Source organism: Levilactobacillus parabrevis, assembly GCF_044051715.1.
Lineage (GTDB): Bacteria > Bacillota > Bacilli > Lactobacillales > Lactobacillaceae > Levilactobacillus > Levilactobacillus parabrevis.
The window spans coordinates 2,634,111-2,651,416 of the sequence record NZ_CP168688.1 but is presented as its reverse complement, the minus strand read 5'-3'; the positions used below and the strand labels follow the sequence as shown (position 1 = coordinate 2,651,416).

The window sequence follows — 17,306 nt, the reverse complement described above, 5'->3', positions numbered from 1 at the left end:
TAACCGAATCCTAGTTTTGCAGTATAATAATTGTGTATCACATATATCTAGGGGGTAGTTAGATTGCTAAACTTTAAAGGAAAATTGACGGCTGGTTTACTGCTGGCTGGTGCGGTCGTGAGCATGGGGATGCTTGCAGCACCAGCAACGGCGCAGGCGTCAAGCAAGTATTTGACGGGGCAATATGGGAGTTACGTCCGGGCCAAACGTGATGTATACGTTGGTATTTCGCAACGTCACGGGCATACATACAAGCCATTGCTAAAGAAGAAAGGGTCCTTGCTCTTCGTAACCAGCTCCACCCAAAAATTTGGGAGCTCAGTGGTCAAGTCGTCCTTCACTTCTGGGGCGGTGCACTATAATCGCCTGAAAAATTTGGCCTTTACGATGACAGATTCAGTACCACTGACGAAGGCAAACTTTAAGAAGGTCACCCTTAAGGCACCGATTCGCGGAACGATCCTGCGTCAAGGAAATGGGTTCAAGGATACCAAGAAGAATGGATTTGCCTCGCCCATGTTTTACCTGACGCTTGACAACTATATTCAGTATTATAATCAGGCCGCGATGAATAAATATGATAATGGTGGCGTTATGTCAGTCAACTATGGCAATAGCATGGAAGTTTACAAGCCGACCGCCTCTGCCAAGATGACCAAGACCACGGTCAAGGGCAACACGACAACGGTACAATATAACAAGTACATCAAAGGCCTACCCGGCAAGAAAATTAGTGCACACACCTACCAGATTAAGATTACCGACCTTAAGACCAAAGGGAGTAAATCCTTCGAAGATGACTATTATGGTGGCACGTGGAATAATTATACGGTCAATGGCAAGCCTTACTTCTCTGGCATCATTAATGACTTTGGTTAAGCGTAACTGCTTCCAGAAACATTAAAATTTGTATTTTAAAAATCCGATTACCCTAATTTTCTGGGTAATCGGATTTTTGTCGCTTCTATTCGACTGTGTTAGTTCGTGGCTAATTGCTGAACGGGTTGTTTCGTGGGCTTATTGACATGGGGATGGTAGCCGATTAAGCGCATCGCGTTGAAGATAACGACGAGGATTGAGGCTTCGTGGACGAACATCCCACTGGCCATGTAGATGTAACCATAGACCAGGCCAATCAGTAAGAACAAGACCGTAGCGATGGCAATCGTGATGTTTTCCTTGGTGTTGGCAGAGGTCTTCTTGGCCAAACCAACCGCGTGGTTCAGGGCGTTGAAACTAGATTGCATCAGGACGACATCCGCCGTTTCAATGGCGACATCGGTCCCACCACCCATGGCAATACCGACGCTAGCGGTGGCTAAGGAAGGACTGTCGTTGATACCGTCCCCAACGAAGGCCACGTTGCGACCCGCGTCTTGGAACTTCTTGACAAAGGTGACCTTGTCGGCTGGTAACAGGTCAGCGTGGACCTCGTCGATGCCTAAGGATTCAGCAACGGCTTGGGCGGTGGCTTGGTTGTCACCCGTCAACATAACCAGGTGCTTGATGCCTTGGCGTTTCAGCGCAGCGAGTGCGGCGGGAACTTCTGTCCGTACCGTGTCAGCGACGCCGAGGATGAAAGCTAATTGACCTTGGTAGCCGACCAATACCGTGGATTGGCCGTCGTCTTGCATCTCGTGTAAATCAGTTAATTGCGTATCGGTTAACGTAATGCCGTTGTCTTTCAACAGGGCAGCATTGCCGACGTAGAGGGGTTCATCGTGCCACTGACCGATCATGCCGCGACCCTTGATGGTTTCGGTAGTCATGGTGGCCGCATCCGCTGGCATGTGGGCAACGAGATGACTCGTAATGGCTGTTGCTAATGGGTGATCGGAGGTTTGTTCGACCTGAGCGATGGCACCTAATAAGTCGGAATCGCCTGTGTATTGTTTCATGCCAGCGACGTCCATTTTACCCGTTGTTAACGTCCCAGTTTTATCAAAGACAATCGTGTCGACTTTGGCGAGACTTTCAACCACATCGCCACCCTTGATAAGAATGCCGTTTTTGGCACCGTTACCGATCCCAGCCACGTTGGAGACTGGTGCACCGATAACCAGGGCCCCAGGGCAACCAAGGACGAGGACCGTGATGGCCAACCGGAGATCTTGTGAGAAGACGAAGACTAGAATGGCAATGACCAGAACGGCTGGCGTATAGTATTGGGCAAATTTGTCGATAAACTTTTCAGCGGGAGACTTGGTGTCTTGGGCCTCTTCGACCAATTCAATAATCTTGGAGAAGGTCGTTTCATCCCCAACCTGGGTGGCTTCAATCTGCAGGGTACCACTTTCGACCATGGCACCGGAGTAAACACCATCGCCATCAGCCTTGTTGACGGGCCGAGATTCACCAGTAATGGAGGATTCGTTGACGTAGCCAGTACCGCTGACGACCTTGCCATCGACGGGGACTTGGCCACCGGCTTTGACGAGGACAATGTTGCCTTCCTCCAGGTCATCGACATCGACTTCTTCAGTCTCACCATCGTCACCGACTAGCAGTGCCGTGGTTGGGGCCATTTCAGTCAGGGATTGAATTGCGCCCCGCGTCTTGGCCAACGTCTTTTGTTCCAGATAGGAACCGAAGAGAAATAGGAATGTTACAATGGCTGATTCTTCAAATTCACCGATGGCAAACGCCCCGATAACGGCGATACCGACCAGTAATTCAATACTGAAGACTTTGGCCTTCAAAGCACTGATGGCCCGCAGAACGATGGGAGCTGCGGCGATAACGGAAGCGATGATCCAGGCAGTGTCGGTGACATAGGGCACTTTGGTGAACCAGGCGTTGAGGAAGCCGACGATAATCAAGCCGGCGGACCAGAAGGTAATAGGATTAGTGTGAGAATAAATATAACGTTGGAATGCCATAAGATAACGATCCTTTCTTTGTCTAAGTTATTTAAGGTTTTTACGTTCCTTGTTTATGTACTCATTATGCCTGGGAATGGCGGACATTAACTTGATGCGAATCAAGTTGGCTGATTTATTTCAAATAAAGTGAGAATTATTGTCTGTGACTACTAGAAGCTCTGTCACTAATTGCTTTGGTTGTTGGTTGTGATACTGAGCGGTAAAGCTTGTAAGATATTAAAAATCCACCTGCAGTGTCGTTTTGACATTGTAGATGGATTTTTGTGATTGATAGAATTGAATGTCGCCGGTTTCAATAATTCTTTAATTAGCAACTATTATGAGCCGAAGGAGGCCAGGGATGCAGTCAGCTGTGACAGCGGTGTTGGACCGGGCGATTGCTTTTTCCCGGTCTTACACCGCGGGACGTGTTTGGAAACTCGCATGATCCTGGCGAGGTTTCAAACCGAGCCGGAAGCCCGCCCTTTGGCTGGAGGTGATCCCCATAGCAGACGGAATCTCTGGCAGCCGCAGGCGACTGGTAACAGCTGAATTCAGTCGTTATTTTAACCGGTAACCGTCGCTGGCGCGGTCGTAGGTCAACGTTACGCTGCTGTCTGGCAGATCGACCGTAATCGTCTGGTAGGCGGGATCGTAACCGTGGTGTAACAGGTCAACGGCCACCTGGCCATCCTTGACGGTGATTTCATAGCGGTTGAATTCGCCGTTTTGATAATTGAAGTCGAGACCGTCATCTTGGTAGTGGGTGTAGGTGCCGGCATTGCCGAAGAGCTTGAAGGTCATGGTCGTATCGGGTTCCTCGCTGATATGGCTGACCGGTGCGCCCCATGGTAAGAGGGTGTCTTTCTTGATAAATAGAGGCAGCTTAGCCAGTGGTGCATCGGCGACAATGTCCTGGTTACCCGTGTATTCACGGTTGTTCCAGAAGTCAATCCACTTACCAGCTGGCAGGTAAACAAGCCGTTTAGTTTGAGACTTCTGAACGACTGGCGCGACTAACACATCGTCACCGACCATGTATTCATCGTTTAAGTCGCGAGTCCGTGGGTCATCCTCGTAGTTCAGAACCAGTGGCCGCATGATCGGAAGCCCAGTCTGACTTTCCTGCGCGAACAGATCGTACAGGTAGGGGATGAAGCGGTAACGGAGCTTCAAGTACTTGCGGTAGATCGACAGTGTCGGTTCACCGAAGGCCCAGGGTTCCTGCCGCCGCGTGCCCATCGCCGCGTGGTTCCGCAGTAGGGGACTGAAGATAGCGGCTTCGATCCACCGGGTCAGCAGTTCAGCGTTGGTATCGGAAGCAAAGCCCCCGATGTCGGTGCCGACAAAGCTGAAGCCACTCAGTCCTAAGTTGCAGAGCTGAGGAATCATCATTTGAATGTGTGGCCAGATACTCCGGTTATCCCCGGTCCAAACGGTCGAGTACTTCTGAGTCCCGGCGTAGGCTGCCCGGGTGATGACGTATGGCCGCCGTCCCTGTTGGCTCTTCAGGCCTTCATAGGTGGCCTTGGCCATGTTGTGACCGTAAACGTTGTGCATCTTGGCGTGAGTCGACGGCGTGTCCTGGTCGCTGAAGACCACATTGTCCGGGATGTTGCCTTCAAACGTTGCGGGTTCGTTCATGTCGATCCAGACCCCACCAACACCGTTGTCCGTTAGGAATTTATTGTTGTTTGCCCACCACTTGCGAACCGCTGGCCGACCAAAGTCGGGGAAGGCGGAGTCGCCGGGCCAAACTTTGTTGATGTAGACCTTGTTATCCGGTGTCTTGACGAAGTAATCCTGTTTGAGGCCTTCTGCGTAGGTGTGATAGTCCGGGTCCTGTTTAACGCCGGGATCGATAATTGGAATAACTTTGATCCCGTTTTGCTTGAGTTTGGCCACGAAGGCCTTGGGGTCACCCTCGAATTTATCCTTGTCCCAGGTGAAAACCCGGTAGCCTTCCATGTAATCGACGTCAAAGTGAATCGCATCGCAGGGGAGATCGTACTTCTTCAGGCCGTCCACAATCGCTTGGACTTCCGCCTGGCTGGCACTGTAGCCCCAACGAGATTGTTGATAACCCAGCGTCCACTTCTGCGGCAATGGCACGCGACCGGTGAGGTAGGTGTAGTTGGTCACAACGTCCTTCAATGTTTGACCGCCAATGATGTAGTAGTCTAGGTTGCCTTGAACGGCAGAGTAGAAGTAGTAGTGGGTGTCTTCCTTACCCATGTCGAAGTGACTCTTGTAAGTGTTGTCGAAGAATAGACCATAGGGATGGCCGTTCTTCAAGCCCAGCATAACGGGAATCGACTTGTAGAGGTTCGGAAAGTTTTCGAGTTGGGGAGCGGGGTTGTCCACATTCCAGTTGTCGTATTCAAAGCCCCGCTTGTCGAGGTAGCCGGTCTTGTCACCCAGACCATAGAGGTGTTCGTCGGGGGCGAGGGCCTTGACGACTTCGTAGTAGCCGGTATCGGACTTAACCGTTGACTTCGTGACACTGTGACCTTCGGCTTCAACCAGCCGTTGGTGCACCTTGTCGATGCCCTTGTCGAGGAGCTGCCGTTCGCCGCGGTAGTCGGTAACGAGGGCGTTGCCGTTGGCGTCGTAAGCGTCCACGTGGCGGTCAGCATCTAATTTCAGTGTCAGAGCGCTGGTCTTTAATTCATAGTGATCGCCGGCGTCGGTAAGGGTGTAGTCGGTCGGTTGTTCCTTGTTGCCTTCGATGGCGTAGGATTGGCCGTTGTCACCGCGATTTTCAAAGACCCGGATGATAGCGGGGGTCACAACGGTGAGCTGCAGGGGATGCTGCGGATAATCCAGTGTCACCGTTTGTTTAGTTTGCGTGTATTTTGGTAAAGTTGTCATACGAATTCTCTCCTCAATCAGAAGCTAAAACTATTGTACATCTTCAGATAAATCTTTCTGTGGCTTATCTTGTTTGAGCACGCTGATGGCTAAGACCGCAATCAGCATGGAAATCCCAGCGACCAGCATCATGCCAGGCATGGACTTGCCGACCAGACGGAAGACCAGGAAGCTGGCAACGGAGGCGATGATCTGTGGTAAACAGATTGTCCCGTTAAAGATCCCAATGTAGGACCCTTCGTTGGATCCATTCAATGATGACGTGAAAATGTTGAAGGGTTCAACGTGGACCGTGAAGAAGCCAATCCCGATTAAACAGAATGGCAAGATCAGCAGGTACTGGTTGTGGATGAAGAAGACCCAGATCAAGCCGATAGCGAAGCAGGTAATCCCGAAGCGGTACCAGAATTTCCGCTTGAAGGGGTTAGTGTGTGACAGAATCAGGAAGCCATAGAGCACGGCAGCCATGGACTGAATAAAGGTCAGAATCCCGTACCAGTTCCCAGCGGCTTGGTAGCCGGCGGACGTGGCATTGGTCGTGTTCCAAACGTTTTGGGCAATGGCCCCGGTCGTGTAGGTCCACATGTATTGAATCCCAATCCAAGCGAACATTTGCACGATGGCGACTTCCCATAAGGCCTTAGGGGCTTCCTTGATCAGTTGCCAGATGGACTTGTGGTTCTTGTGGGCTTGCGGATCAATCTGGTGATAGTCAGCGTAAGTTTCTGGATCGTATTCCTTAACGGAGTGGATGGTGTAAGCGGAAATGCCTAACAGAATCGCGGCTCCGATGTAGAAGGCTAAGCGGACGGAGAGGGGTACAACACCCTTCTTAGCAGTGTTGGCAACCCCGAAGTAGGTCAGCACGAAGGGGAGTAAAGTGGCGAGCACCCCGCCTAAGTTACTGAAGGCTTGTTGCCAAGACCAAGCTTTATCCTTTTGATTTTCGTTGACCATGTCACCGATGATCATCCGGAAGGGTTGCATGCAGACGTTGCTGGAGAGGTCCATCAGCAAAATAGCAATGGCCCCGAATAGTAAGGCGGCAAGTGAGGCGTAACCGAAGCCAAATGACCCGGCATTAGGCAACAGAATCATAACCAGTGCGGCGATAGGGGCACTGAACAACAGGTACGGCATCCGCCGGCCAAAGCGTGGTGACCAGGTCCGGTCGGAATACTTCCCGACCAGTGGCTGGACAATCAATCCGGCAAGCGGGGGCAGAATGAAGAAGAGTCCCAGGTTGGTCGGGTCGGCGCCAATCGTTTGGAAGATCCGGCTCATTTGTGATGACTGCAGTGAGAAGGCCATGTTGACCCCACAGAATCCAAATGTAATCGCGAATAATGTCTTCAATGGTAAGTTTGGCAGGGAATTTGAGATCCGTGCCGGTTTCTTGGCAGCAGTTCCAGTCGGTTTAGCGGCTCCAGCTGCGTGTGCTGTTGGTTGATTCATGGTGTGACATCCCCTTGATTAATTTAAAACAGTTACCTTTCAACGCCTACATCCTATCACTTTACGTAAACGTTTACAATGGCTGTTCTACGGCAAGGTAAACGTTTACGTAATTTGCTGTGAAAATGGGCCGATTAAGACTATAATTAGGGAGTATTGTAAACGAAAGTCAGGTGGAGGTCGTTATGAAGCCAACGATTAAAGATATTGCAGCGAAGTCAGGATTCTCGATTGCCACTGTCTCGCGGGTTTTGGGGAATAAGACCGGCTCGTATAGCGAAAAAACGCAAATTAAAATTTTAAAAGTTGCTAAGGAACTCGGCTACCGCAAGAACTCGGTGGCCGTGGACCTGGTTAAGAAGCGTTCTGACGTGATTGCCTTGATCATTAATGCCACGCCAACCAACTTTTCCACGCAGATTATCGACGGTATTCAGCAGCGCGCCAGTGAATTGGGACAGGGCGTTATTATCCTCTACGCGGGAAATCGGGACAATGAGCTCCAGCATAAGGCCATCATCACCGCATTGGAGCGGTCCGTGACGGGGATCTTGTTGGCGGCAATCGAGCCTGATGAGCAGGATCTGGCGTTGTTGAAGGCGTCACGGATTCCCTATTGTTTTGTCTCACTCTACTTGGGGACCCGGGATATTCTCGCCGTCAGTTCGGACAACCGGGATCTCGCCTATCAGGCTACGGAGTATCTGATTGACCGGGGTCACACGCGGATCAGTCTGGTCGGAATCGATGGTTACCATACTGGGAGCCAGCGTCAAGCCGGTTACCGTGATGCCATGGCGGCCAATCAACTGACAGCCGCGGACATTCTCTCTGGCGATTACAGCTATGAGTCCGGCGTGAAACTTCTCCAGCAGGTCCGCGACCAGGGAGTGACGGCGGTAATCGCGGCCAGCGATATGGTGGCGGCTGGCCTCCTGACAGCGGCCCAGCAGCAGGGGTTGACGATTCCCCGAGACCTTTCCATCATGAGCATTGATGGCACGATTATCTGTCAGATTACGACGCCAGCGCTGACCAGTGTGACGCAGGATTTCTACCGCATCGGTAGTCAGAGCGTCAATAAAGTTATGGGACAGCCGGCGGAAGATTTTATCCCGGTCGTGATTACGGAGCGGGCAAGCGTAGCTGTTCAGAAATAGGGCTAATTTCCAGAAAAAATGTTTATGCACAAAAATTGCTAGTTAGCGCTATCATTGAACGGCACTAGCTAGCAGTTCTTCTGTGAAATTGAGACGGTTGGGGCCCAATGATGATTGGTTTTATGTAAATTAAAAGCCGTGAAGTCACCTCGCAGTGTGGCTTCACGGCTTTCGTATTACAGAGTTGACTGGAAAAATGACACGTGCTGGTGACTGAGCTAGTACATGGGTTTAGCGGCTAGTTTAGCCGGCACAATCCCTGGTAACCGCAGGCAACAGCATTAATCCCGACTAGTCTTCGTCGTCATCATCGTCTTCTTCGTCCAGACCATCACGGGCATCGTTGCCCAGTACGGCCTGAAGCTCACGGATGATGTGATTATTAGTGCCGCGTAACGTGGTCAGGAAGCTGGCCAGTGCGGGGCGTTCTTCCTTTTCGGCAAGCTTGATGGCCCGGTCGATGAAGAGGTTGTGGGTATCTGCGTCGTGAACCAGCTCGTTGACTTGTTCTTCGGCGGTCAGGTACTTCTTGGCGCCACTTTCTTGGAGCATGTTGTAGTCATGGAATTCCTTGGTCGTGGTTGAGACGATTTCGCCCTCATCCAGGAGCAGTTCACCCAGAGCGTCGAATTGCTTGCGGTAGGTGTCGATGTAGTCACTGAGCAGGGTACGGACGCTCAATGCCAGTGGGCCTTTGACGGACCAACGAACTTGATGAAATTTGACAATGGAGATGTGCAGGTTTGACAGGATATGGTTCGTCATAGCGCCTGCAGTTGGGACGTGGTGGTCGTGTTCCGTTTGGGCTTGTTCGGCAGCGTAGCGGTCTTCAACGGTCATTGTGGTGTTTGTCATAGGTAAACTTCCTTTCAAATGTGGGTGGGGGATTAGAGAGCCTTTACTTTAGAACTCTGAACGACGTAACCGAGATCGGTTACCGTGTCTGCTAGGCTTTCGGCGGTTACTTGACTGTCGTCGAATTCAGCCTTGATCTTGCTGGCATTGAAGAGGACTTTGACGTTTTCCACGCCATCCTTCTTGCTCAACGCGCCTTCGATCTTGGTCATGCAAGATGGGCAGGTCAGTGCATCTAACTTCATCGTTACTTTACTCATAATCAAAAACCTCCTGTATTGTGTTTTAACTAAAGTTGCTTAACTTTACTGCTTTGAACGGCATAGCCTAAGTCGGTGACGACGGTTGCAAGATCCTCAGCGGAGACGGTTGCATCATCGAATTCGGCTTTAACCTTGCTGGCATTGAAGAGGACCTTGACGTTTTCCACGCCATTCTTCTTACTCAGCGCGCCTTCAATCTTGGTCATGCAAGACGGGCAGGTCAAGTCGTCTAATTTCATTGTTACCTTACGCATCGTGAAAACCTCCTTCGGCTATTTCGTTTGTCTTGATTACATAACTTAGTATACGGGCAGGTACTCGGAAAAAACTTGACTCAAATCAAGTTGGCAAATCTTTTTTTGCAATATACATAAAATGAATAAAATTGAATTTAAAAACTTGCTTTAATAGGCCCGATGAGCGTTGTTGTTTTCTTTCCTTAAAAAATATGCGACAATGGAGAGCGGAATTCAAACAAGTGAGGTATCTTAAATGTGGAAAAGCAACAAGGAAGTCAGTCTGGTCGGGATTCTTTCGGCAACGCTCCTGCTTAATGCAGCGGCAGCGTGTATGTGGCCGTTAACAACGGTCTATATGCACAATGAGTTACATCAGACGCTGACGTTAGCCGGCATTGCCCTGCTGGGGATGTCGCTGTGTATGATTTTAGGAAATTGGTTGGGTGGCTGGCTCTTCGATAACTGGTCACCGTTCAAATCGGCAATTTTGGGAACGCTGTGTTCCTTTATTCCCATGTTAATCTTGATCTTCTTTCACGGTTGGCCAATCTTTGGCATCATGCTCCTATTTATTGGCTTGGGTGATGGGGTCGTGATGACCGTGGTCAACTCGTTTGCGGCCAACGTCACGACCATCAGTAGTCGCCGAGTATTTAATTACTTATATATTGGGATGAACCTGGGGGTCGTTGTCGGCACGTTGATGGTCGGCTACCTGATGGACCACGGTGTCCAACTGGTCTTTATCGCCGCTAGTATCTGTTACACGGCGCTTCTACTGATTATTTTGGCGGACTTCCGGATGAAGATTACCACCAAGACCCAGCATCACCAACAAAAGGCCGCCAAACCGGCACAGTTGAATCTGATTTGGCTGATTGCGGTCATGGTGTTCTGCCTGTACATGAGCTATACGTTGTGGGAAAGTGTGATTTCCGTTCACATGACCAATCTGGGGATCTCGTTCGAGCACTATAGCTTGCTGTGGACGCTGAATGGCTTGATGATCGTCTTCGGCCAACCCATTGCCAATCGTCTGGGTGGTTACTTTAAGATGAGTTCGCAGATTGCGGTCGGGTCGTTGATTTTTATCCTGTCCTTCCTGATTCTGGTCTTTGCCAGGACCTACGCAATGTTTGTTCTGACGATGGTGATTTTGACTATTGGGGAAATGATTGGGTTTCCGGGTATTCCAGCCTGGATCGATAAGCTGGCCGGCGACAACGATAAAGGGAAATTCCAGGGAATCTATAACATGGCGATTTCCTTTGGTCGCGCAATTGGGCCGTTGTATGGGGGCCTCCTGATCGAGTATGGTAGTTATCGCGACCTGTTTGGGTCAGTGACGTTGCTGATGCTGTTGGCACTAGTAGCGGTTATGGTTCGCAACCGGCTGAACCAAGCACGACTAAAGTAGGCCAAATATAATGAATTAGCTCGTTACTTTAAGGGACAATTTCTTCGTGAAGTTGTCCTTTTTTCGTCCAACTAGATTAGTTCATCAACTAATAAATGGGTATGGCGACCAACCTTGATATGGCGGGATAGGCAACGCTTTTATAAACTCTGTAATAGCGGATTTAGCTGAACACGCCGAAAGTAATTGCTTATCACGTGAACAGGCGTAATATGCTAAGAAAAGGGGAGGCTTTGCCATGTTAATCGACTTCACGTTAGGTAATTTTCGTTCGTTCAAGGATTCCGCCACACTTTCAATGGAGACTGGGGGTGGCGTCCAGCAGTGGGCCCATGAAAATACAGTGCCGATTACACCTGAATTAAGCCTTCTGAAGAGTGCGGCCATCTTTGGTGCTAATGGCGCGGGTAAGAGTGCCGTGTTGGCTGGATTGGAACGGATGCGGCAGATGGTCGTGGGGCCCACGGAACAGATTACGGATAATCTGCCCTATGAGCCCTTCCAGTTTGATCGGGAGTCTGCGAGCAAACGGACCACGTTCATGGTGAACTTTATCCGTGACGACCAGCAATATCGCTATGCATTCAGCTACACGGCAACGCAAATCGTCAATGAGGTGCTGAGTGTCGCGACCGGGGATGACTACGAGGTGTTATTTGCACGAGAGAAGGAAACGATGACCGTGGTGCCGGAGGGCTTGTTACCGGTGACGCAGCGTGTTCGGCCCAATGCATTGATGCTCTACGCCTTCCAGGACTGGAACTATCGACCGGCCATCACCGTCTTCGAGTGGTTCAATAACGACCTGATTATTTTAAGCGAACATCCTAGTGGCCACGCGTTAGACAGCGAGTGGGTCCACAGTCAGATGGCCCAATTTCTGAGGGCCGTGGGCAGTGAAGTAGCCGGGATTACACAGCGCAAGGTGGCCGTTCAATTTCTGGATGGGTCCGCGTTTACCCGCCCCGACCTGTACCTGGTCTATGAGAAGTACGACGAGGAAGGGGCCGTCATTGGTCGAGAGGAGTTGCCACTGACCAGCACATCGGTGGGGATGCAGCAGTTGGTCGTGTTGGGATTGGCGCTGATTACTGCTCAGCATGCCGAGCGTCCGCAGACAATTTTGACCGACAGCCGACTGGACGCCATTCATCCGGCGACTCTAGCGGCGCTCCTAGCCCTGTTTAACTCGGTGGCAAATACGAGCCAGGTCATCCTGACGACGAATCAACCCGTATTAATGAGCCAACACCTGCGCGTTGATCAAATCTACTTAGCGGAGAAGGATTATCGAGGGGAGAGCCAGTTAGTGTCCCTCTTTGATTTTATTGATGTCCCAGCAGAAGGCTGGCTGAAGGATTATCTGAGTGGTCGTTTTGGTGCAATGCCGACGGTCGATCCAGGTGACTTAATGGCGGCATTTGACCCAAACTTATAGCGGGTCAAAAAAGGATGTCCTGCACCTGCAAGACATCCTGCTGAAAAGCTAATGGTGTTGTAAAAATCCCTGGTACTCTAGCGCTTGATTTAGCTTTGCGCGTTGTTGTGGGTCCCGTGCAAGCTCGGTCGCGATGTGGTGAGTAAAAGTTTCGGTGCGTTGGTGACTGCCCCGTGCCTGGTAGTAATCCGTGATGACCCGGTTGTAAGCCGCCAAGGTTGCATTGTCGGCCGTTAGGGGCTGATAGTCATTGGTGAAGTGCATCAGCTCCTGCGGCATGCGGGGTTTGCGTTCTGGCGTCTCCGCCGGGTGACCCACGGCGAGCCCAAAGACGGGGAAGGTCAGCTCTGGCAGGTGAAACAGGTCGATCAGGCGGGGCACATCATTCAAGATACTTCCCATGATGGTGCTGCCCAGACCCAGACTCTCGCCAGCAACGACCATGGCCTCGACAGCGATGCTCGCATCGAAGATTCCTGCCAAAAACTTGTCAGTACTGTGCAGGTTGGCGATGGTTGCCGGTGTAGCTGTGACCAGTTGTGAATTGCGGTATTGATCGGCGAGAAATAGGAAGAAATGACCCGATTTTTCGAGCCAGTGGTGATCCGTAATGTCGCCGAGGGCCGCCAACTTTTGAGGGTCGGTGACACTGATAATACTGTACTGTTGAGAAAAGGTACTGGTTGGCGTGTGTTGGGCGGCATCGACTAAGGTTGTAATTTCCGCCGTGGTTAATTTTTCTGTGGTGAATTTACGGATACTGCGATGATTCAATAGGGTTGTTAGTGTTGGGTTAGTCATGGTTAGATACTTCTTTCATTCGGGCAACTAAGGCGTCGTAAACGCGGGTCTCGTCGCGCGGGACGCCACGGAGTTCGTAGTTTGCAATAAAGGGTGCGTCGAATTTCTTGGCGTAGCGTTTAGCGGTGAGGCAATATTGTTCGTTAAAGTTGCGATTGCCGCTACCGACAACGCCGATTAAGTGTTGCGCGTTGTTGGCATAGCCGATATATTCGCCTAAGACGTTGGTCATGAGTTCTTTGACACCGTTGTCGATGCCGTTGCCCCCGTCGAGATAGGTGGGGACAAAACAGAAGTAGGGCTGGGTTTCGGCCACAAGGTCACTCGTTTCACTGATCTCGGTCGCCGTGATTTCAGGCAGTTCGGGATCTTGCGCGTGCTGTTTGGCGGCATAGGTCGTTAAATTAGTGACGAAGTTGCGGGTGTTGCCTTCAATAGAGATGAATAAAATACGTAATGGTTGCATAAAGTTTCCCTCCGATTTCGGCTGTTCGTTTATCCCTAGTGTACTCGAAATTCACTGGGAATGCTCTTAAGTTTTAACGCATATTTTGGGCAGAAAAATGGCGACGGCTTGTCAAAGCCGTTAGGGTATGCTATTCTATTCGTACTTTAAGAAAGAACGAGGTATTCAGCCGATGCGTAACTAATCACTCTCAAATGTTTGTCAGCTTCACCACCGTTTAGAGGGGTGGAGTGGGCCTGCAATTGGGATTGATGGTTTCGCCGACTGAATTGCCAAACGCAATCAGTGGGTGCCATTTCCGAACGGGAAATGCGGCCACTTTTTTTATTTGCCAGCCATCGATCCCTGCTTTTAAAAGGGGGACGACTCTTTGACACAAATTACTTTAAAAAATATCACGAAAACAATTGCTGGCGAAACGCTGTTTAGCGTGGCGCAACTGACGGCGCACACCGGTGAACGAATCGGTATTGTGGGGGCCAACGGTACGGGAAAGACGACGCTGGCACGGATCATTGCTGGCATCGATACTGATTTTGACGGCCAACGAACCGTGACTGATGATGTCACGCTGGTTCCACAGATTGCCCCCACACGAGGGCGCTCCGGTGGGCAGAGCATGTTGGACCGGGTGCGAGTCGCCCTGGCGCAACGGCCAGCTATTTTGATTTTAGATGAACCCTCCGCCAATCTCGACGACGAGCATCAACGGTGGTTGGCGCAACAGCTCCTGCACTTCAATGGGTTGTTGCTGCTGATCTCACATGACCGTGACTTATTGACGACGGTCGCCACGCAGATCTGGTCGCTGACGGAGCGGACGTATACGCAGTACAACGGTGGCTTCGCTGAGTTCACGGCTTTGCGAGAGCAACAGCGGCATAACGCGCTGGATCGGTACCAAAACGAACAGCGCGAAAGAAAAGAATTGCAGCAAGCCGTCCAGGCCCGTCATGAAAAAGCTGCTCGGATTCGTAAGGGGAGTCGAAGCATGAGCGCCGCTGAACGGTCGAATTCTAAGAAGATACGGGAACAGAATGCCGGTAAGATGGAGCGTGGTGCGCGGGCCTTACGGGAACGGGCGGACCGTCAGACCACGGCTGTGAAGCCGCATGAGTCGGCGCCATTGAAGATCGTCGCTACCGATCTACCACCCGTCACGGGGAAGTACCTCATTACGGTAGCGGATCTTCACCTGAAGCGGGGTAAACATGACCTGCTTCACCACGTGAAGTTGCGGATTCGTCCGGGTGAACGAGTTGCCTTGGCCGGGCCCAATGGTAGTGGCAAGTCGACGTTGATCACGGCTATTTTGGATCAAACGTCGGGGACGCGGTTGGCTCCCAGCGCGCGGGTAGGCTATTTCCATCAGGACATGACGCAATTGCCGACTGACCAGACGGTATGGTACGTCTTGCGGCGAGCGACGGCGTTGGATGAAAATCGGACGCGACAGGTGATGGGCGCTTTTGGCTTGACCGCTAGCTTTTACGATCGACTGATTGGCGACCTCAGCGGGGGCGAGCAGGTCAAGCTCCAACTGCTGACGATTCTGGTCAGCGCCAGCAATCTGTTGATTCTCGATGAACCGACCAACTATCTGGACCTGCCGGCGTTGCAAGCGCTCGAAGATTTCTTAGTCGGCTATCCGGGAACGGTCCTGTTTGTCGCCCACGATCAGACCTTTCGAGAAAAGGTGGCAACGCGGGTGCTAGAATTGACCGACCAAAAGCTGATTGATCCGGAACAGACGGCACAAGGAACGCCAGCAACCGACTTACCACGGTTACAATTTGAATACGATCAATTAATGATGGCCCCTGAATTGGATACCCAGCGGCTCAAAGAGATACGAGCTCAAATTGCGGCTTTAAAGTCGTAGAAACTAATAAACGAATAAGAAATTGACGATGAAACCGGTTACCTTTAATGTTTTCAAAATTTGTGCTTACGAAGACTGCTTTTTTCTGGTAGAGTAATCCATTGTGTTTAAAATGAAAGCGAGTGTGAAAACAAAATGGATTCTGTACAAAGTAGCCAAGAGAACGTGGCTAAAAAAGCGCGAGTACAAGTTGCCCACCCAATGCTAGCCATGATGGGGATGCTCATCGGGGGCTTTGTCGGGATGTTTTCCGAAACGTCCTTAAATATTGCATTGCCACAGTTAATGGCACAATTAGGCGTAACGACCGCCACGATTCAGTGGTTGGTTACGGGTTATATGTTAATGGTCGGGATTGTCCTGCCATTATCCAGTATTATTACGAAATGGTTTACCACGCGGCAAGTGATCCTGTTTGCCTTGATTGACTTTATTGTTGGAGCGGTCATCTCTGCGTCTGCACCGGGCTTTGGTGTTCTACTGTTTGGTCGGATGATTCAGGGGATTGCGACTGGACTGATCTTACCACTGATGTTTACCGTTGCTATGCAGATCTTTCCACCTTACAAGTTGGGAGCTGCCATGGGGATGGTCGGACTGGTTATTATGTTCGCACCAGCCGTTGGCCCTACCTTAGCGGGTATTGTGTTGGGGGTTGCTTCTTGGCGGTGGATTTTCTGGCTGTTCGTGCCATTCTTGGTCATTGCCTTAATCTTCGCGGTATTATCACTGAAAAATATTGCTGAAGTGACGCGGCCTAAGGTTGATTTCTTATCAATTCTACTGTCAACAGTTGGTTTCGGGAGTTTAGTGCTCGGAGTCAGCTTGGCCAGTGACCGGGGCTGGGGCTCAGCTGCCGTGATTGGGTCCTTAGTTGTCGGATTAGCGGTCCTAGCATGGTACACGCATCGTCAATTGACGATGGACAAGCCAATCCTGAACCTGCGGGCCTTTGGAATTCCTGGATTCCGAATCGGGGCTAGCTTGGTCATGATCAACTTCGGGATTATTTTATCTGCAATGTACCTGTTGCCTATGTATATCCAAAAGGGACTGTTAGTTCCCGTTGCCTTGACCGGGATCATCATGTTCCCCGGTGGGATTATGAACGCGGTTATTTCAGCCGTTGCTGGCCGGATGTATGACCGAGTGGGGGCGCAAGTGCCTGCCCGTATCGGCTTTATCATCTCGATGGTTGGGGCATTGATGTTGGCATTTACCAGTACGCACAGCGCCATCTGGTACGTTATCATGGCTCACATTATCTTGATGATTGGGGCACCGCTAGCGATGTCGCCATCACAGACGTATGGGTTGAACTCCCTGACCGGTCCAATTGCGGCCGATGGGAGTGCCATTATGAACACCTTACAACAGATTGTGGGGGCGATTGCGACGGCGATTGCCACCAGTCTGTTGGGAATCGGCCAAGCAGCCTACATGGCTAACGGCGCGAACCACGCTGCCGGTGCATTCGTCAACGGGGCCCACTATGGCTTCTTCTTCACGTTTGCGTTGGCTATCGTTGGGTTCCTGTTAGCGCTGCGGATTCCCAAGGCTAACCGGTAAGCTGTTTTATGTGAAATTTAAATGATAAA

Annotated in this window: 14 protein-coding genes; 6 read left to right on the top strand and 8 right to left on the bottom strand. The window is 50.9% G+C overall.

The features are described from left to right. Positions 1 to 63: 63 nt before the first annotated feature. Positions 64 to 879: a hypothetical protein gene (locus ACEPSU_RS12240; RefSeq protein WP_395321970.1), complete on the top strand. Its 816-nt coding sequence runs from the start codon at positions 64 to 66 to the stop codon at positions 877 to 879. Between the two features lie 98 nt (positions 880 to 977). Here ACEPSU_RS12240 and ACEPSU_RS12235 read toward each other — a convergent pair whose 3' ends face one another. The 3 genes from ACEPSU_RS12235 to ACEPSU_RS12225 form a co-directional block, all read right to left on the bottom strand. Then, positions 978 to 2,879, bottom strand: a complete 1,902-nt coding sequence (locus ACEPSU_RS12235; RefSeq protein WP_395321968.1) for a heavy metal translocating P-type ATPase — start codon at positions 2,877 to 2,879, stop codon at positions 978 to 980. 543 nt (positions 2,880 to 3,422) lie between these two features. Then, positions 3,423 to 5,732, bottom strand: a complete 2,310-nt coding sequence (locus tag ACEPSU_RS12230) for a glycoside hydrolase family 31 protein (protein ID WP_395321966.1) — start codon at positions 5,730 to 5,732, stop codon at positions 3,423 to 3,425. A gap of 30 nt (positions 5,733 to 5,762) precedes the next feature. After that, the gene (locus tag ACEPSU_RS12225) at positions 5,763 to 7,187 is read right to left on the bottom strand and encodes an SLC45 family MFS transporter (protein ID WP_020089592.1); all 1,425 of its coding nucleotides are present in this window, start codon (positions 7,185 to 7,187) and stop codon (positions 5,763 to 5,765) included. 185 nt (positions 7,188 to 7,372) lie between these two features. On the opposite strand from ACEPSU_RS12225, the gene ACEPSU_RS12220 reads away from it, so the two are divergent. Continuing rightward, positions 7,373 to 8,347: a LacI family DNA-binding transcriptional regulator gene (locus tag ACEPSU_RS12220; RefSeq protein ID WP_395323447.1), complete on the top strand. Its 975-nt coding sequence runs from the start codon at positions 7,373 to 7,375 to the stop codon at positions 8,345 to 8,347. Between the two features lie 291 nt (positions 8,348 to 8,638). On the opposite strand, the gene ACEPSU_RS12215 is transcribed toward ACEPSU_RS12220, so the two are convergent. Genes ACEPSU_RS12215 through ACEPSU_RS12205 form a run of 3 tightly spaced genes read right to left on the bottom strand, consistent with a single transcriptional unit; the run spans position 8,639 to position 9,719 of the window. Next, complete coding sequence (locus ACEPSU_RS12215; RefSeq protein WP_020089590.1) at positions 8,639 to 9,202, bottom strand: Dps family protein; 564 nt, start codon at positions 9,200 to 9,202, stop codon at positions 8,639 to 8,641. A gap of 32 nt (positions 9,203 to 9,234) precedes the next feature. Next, positions 9,235 to 9,462: a heavy-metal-associated domain-containing protein gene (locus ACEPSU_RS12210; RefSeq protein ID WP_020089589.1), complete on the bottom strand. Its 228-nt coding sequence runs from the start codon at positions 9,460 to 9,462 to the stop codon at positions 9,235 to 9,237. Positions 9,463 to 9,491: 29 nt separating this feature from the next. After that, positions 9,492 to 9,719: a heavy-metal-associated domain-containing protein gene (locus ACEPSU_RS12205; protein WP_125701793.1), complete on the bottom strand. Its 228-nt coding sequence runs from the start codon at positions 9,717 to 9,719 to the stop codon at positions 9,492 to 9,494. Positions 9,720 to 9,957: 238 nt separating this feature from the next. Between ACEPSU_RS12205 and ACEPSU_RS12200 the strand changes: the two genes are divergently transcribed. After that, the gene (locus ACEPSU_RS12200) at positions 9,958 to 11,121 is read left to right on the top strand and encodes an MDR family MFS transporter (RefSeq protein ID WP_260339511.1); all 1,164 of its coding nucleotides are present in this window, start codon (positions 9,958 to 9,960) and stop codon (positions 11,119 to 11,121) included. A 238-nt stretch (positions 11,122 to 11,359) separates the two neighbouring features. After that, positions 11,360 to 12,559, top strand: coding sequence for an ATP/GTP-binding protein (locus ACEPSU_RS12195; protein WP_395321961.1), 1,200 nt, complete (start codon positions 11,360 to 11,362; stop codon positions 12,557 to 12,559). Between the two features lie 48 nt (positions 12,560 to 12,607). Here the strand turns inward: ACEPSU_RS12195 and ACEPSU_RS12190 are convergent, their stop codons facing one another. Both ACEPSU_RS12190 and nrdI read right to left on the bottom strand, forming a co-directional pair. After that, positions 12,608 to 13,360: an NADPH-dependent oxidoreductase gene (locus ACEPSU_RS12190; RefSeq protein WP_395321959.1), complete on the bottom strand. Its 753-nt coding sequence runs from the start codon at positions 13,358 to 13,360 to the stop codon at positions 12,608 to 12,610. Further along, a complete protein-coding gene (nrdI, locus tag ACEPSU_RS12185; protein WP_020089584.1) occupies positions 13,353 to 13,826 on the bottom strand; it encodes a class Ib ribonucleoside-diphosphate reductase assembly flavoprotein NrdI in 474 nt (157 codons plus the stop codon). The genes ACEPSU_RS12190 and nrdI overlap by 8 nt, the downstream gene beginning before the upstream one ends. A gap of 370 nt (positions 13,827 to 14,196) precedes the next feature. Between nrdI and ACEPSU_RS12180 the strand changes: the two genes are divergently transcribed. Both ACEPSU_RS12180 and ACEPSU_RS12175 read left to right on the top strand, forming a co-directional pair. After that, positions 14,197 to 15,708: an ABC-F family ATP-binding cassette domain-containing protein gene (locus tag ACEPSU_RS12180; protein ID WP_395321957.1), complete on the top strand. Its 1,512-nt coding sequence runs from the start codon at positions 14,197 to 14,199 to the stop codon at positions 15,706 to 15,708. 135 nt (positions 15,709 to 15,843) lie between these two features. Next, complete coding sequence (locus ACEPSU_RS12175; RefSeq protein WP_395321956.1) at positions 15,844 to 17,277, top strand: DHA2 family efflux MFS transporter permease subunit; 1,434 nt, start codon at positions 15,844 to 15,846, stop codon at positions 17,275 to 17,277. The last annotated feature ends 29 nt before the right edge of the window (positions 17,278 to 17,306 follow it).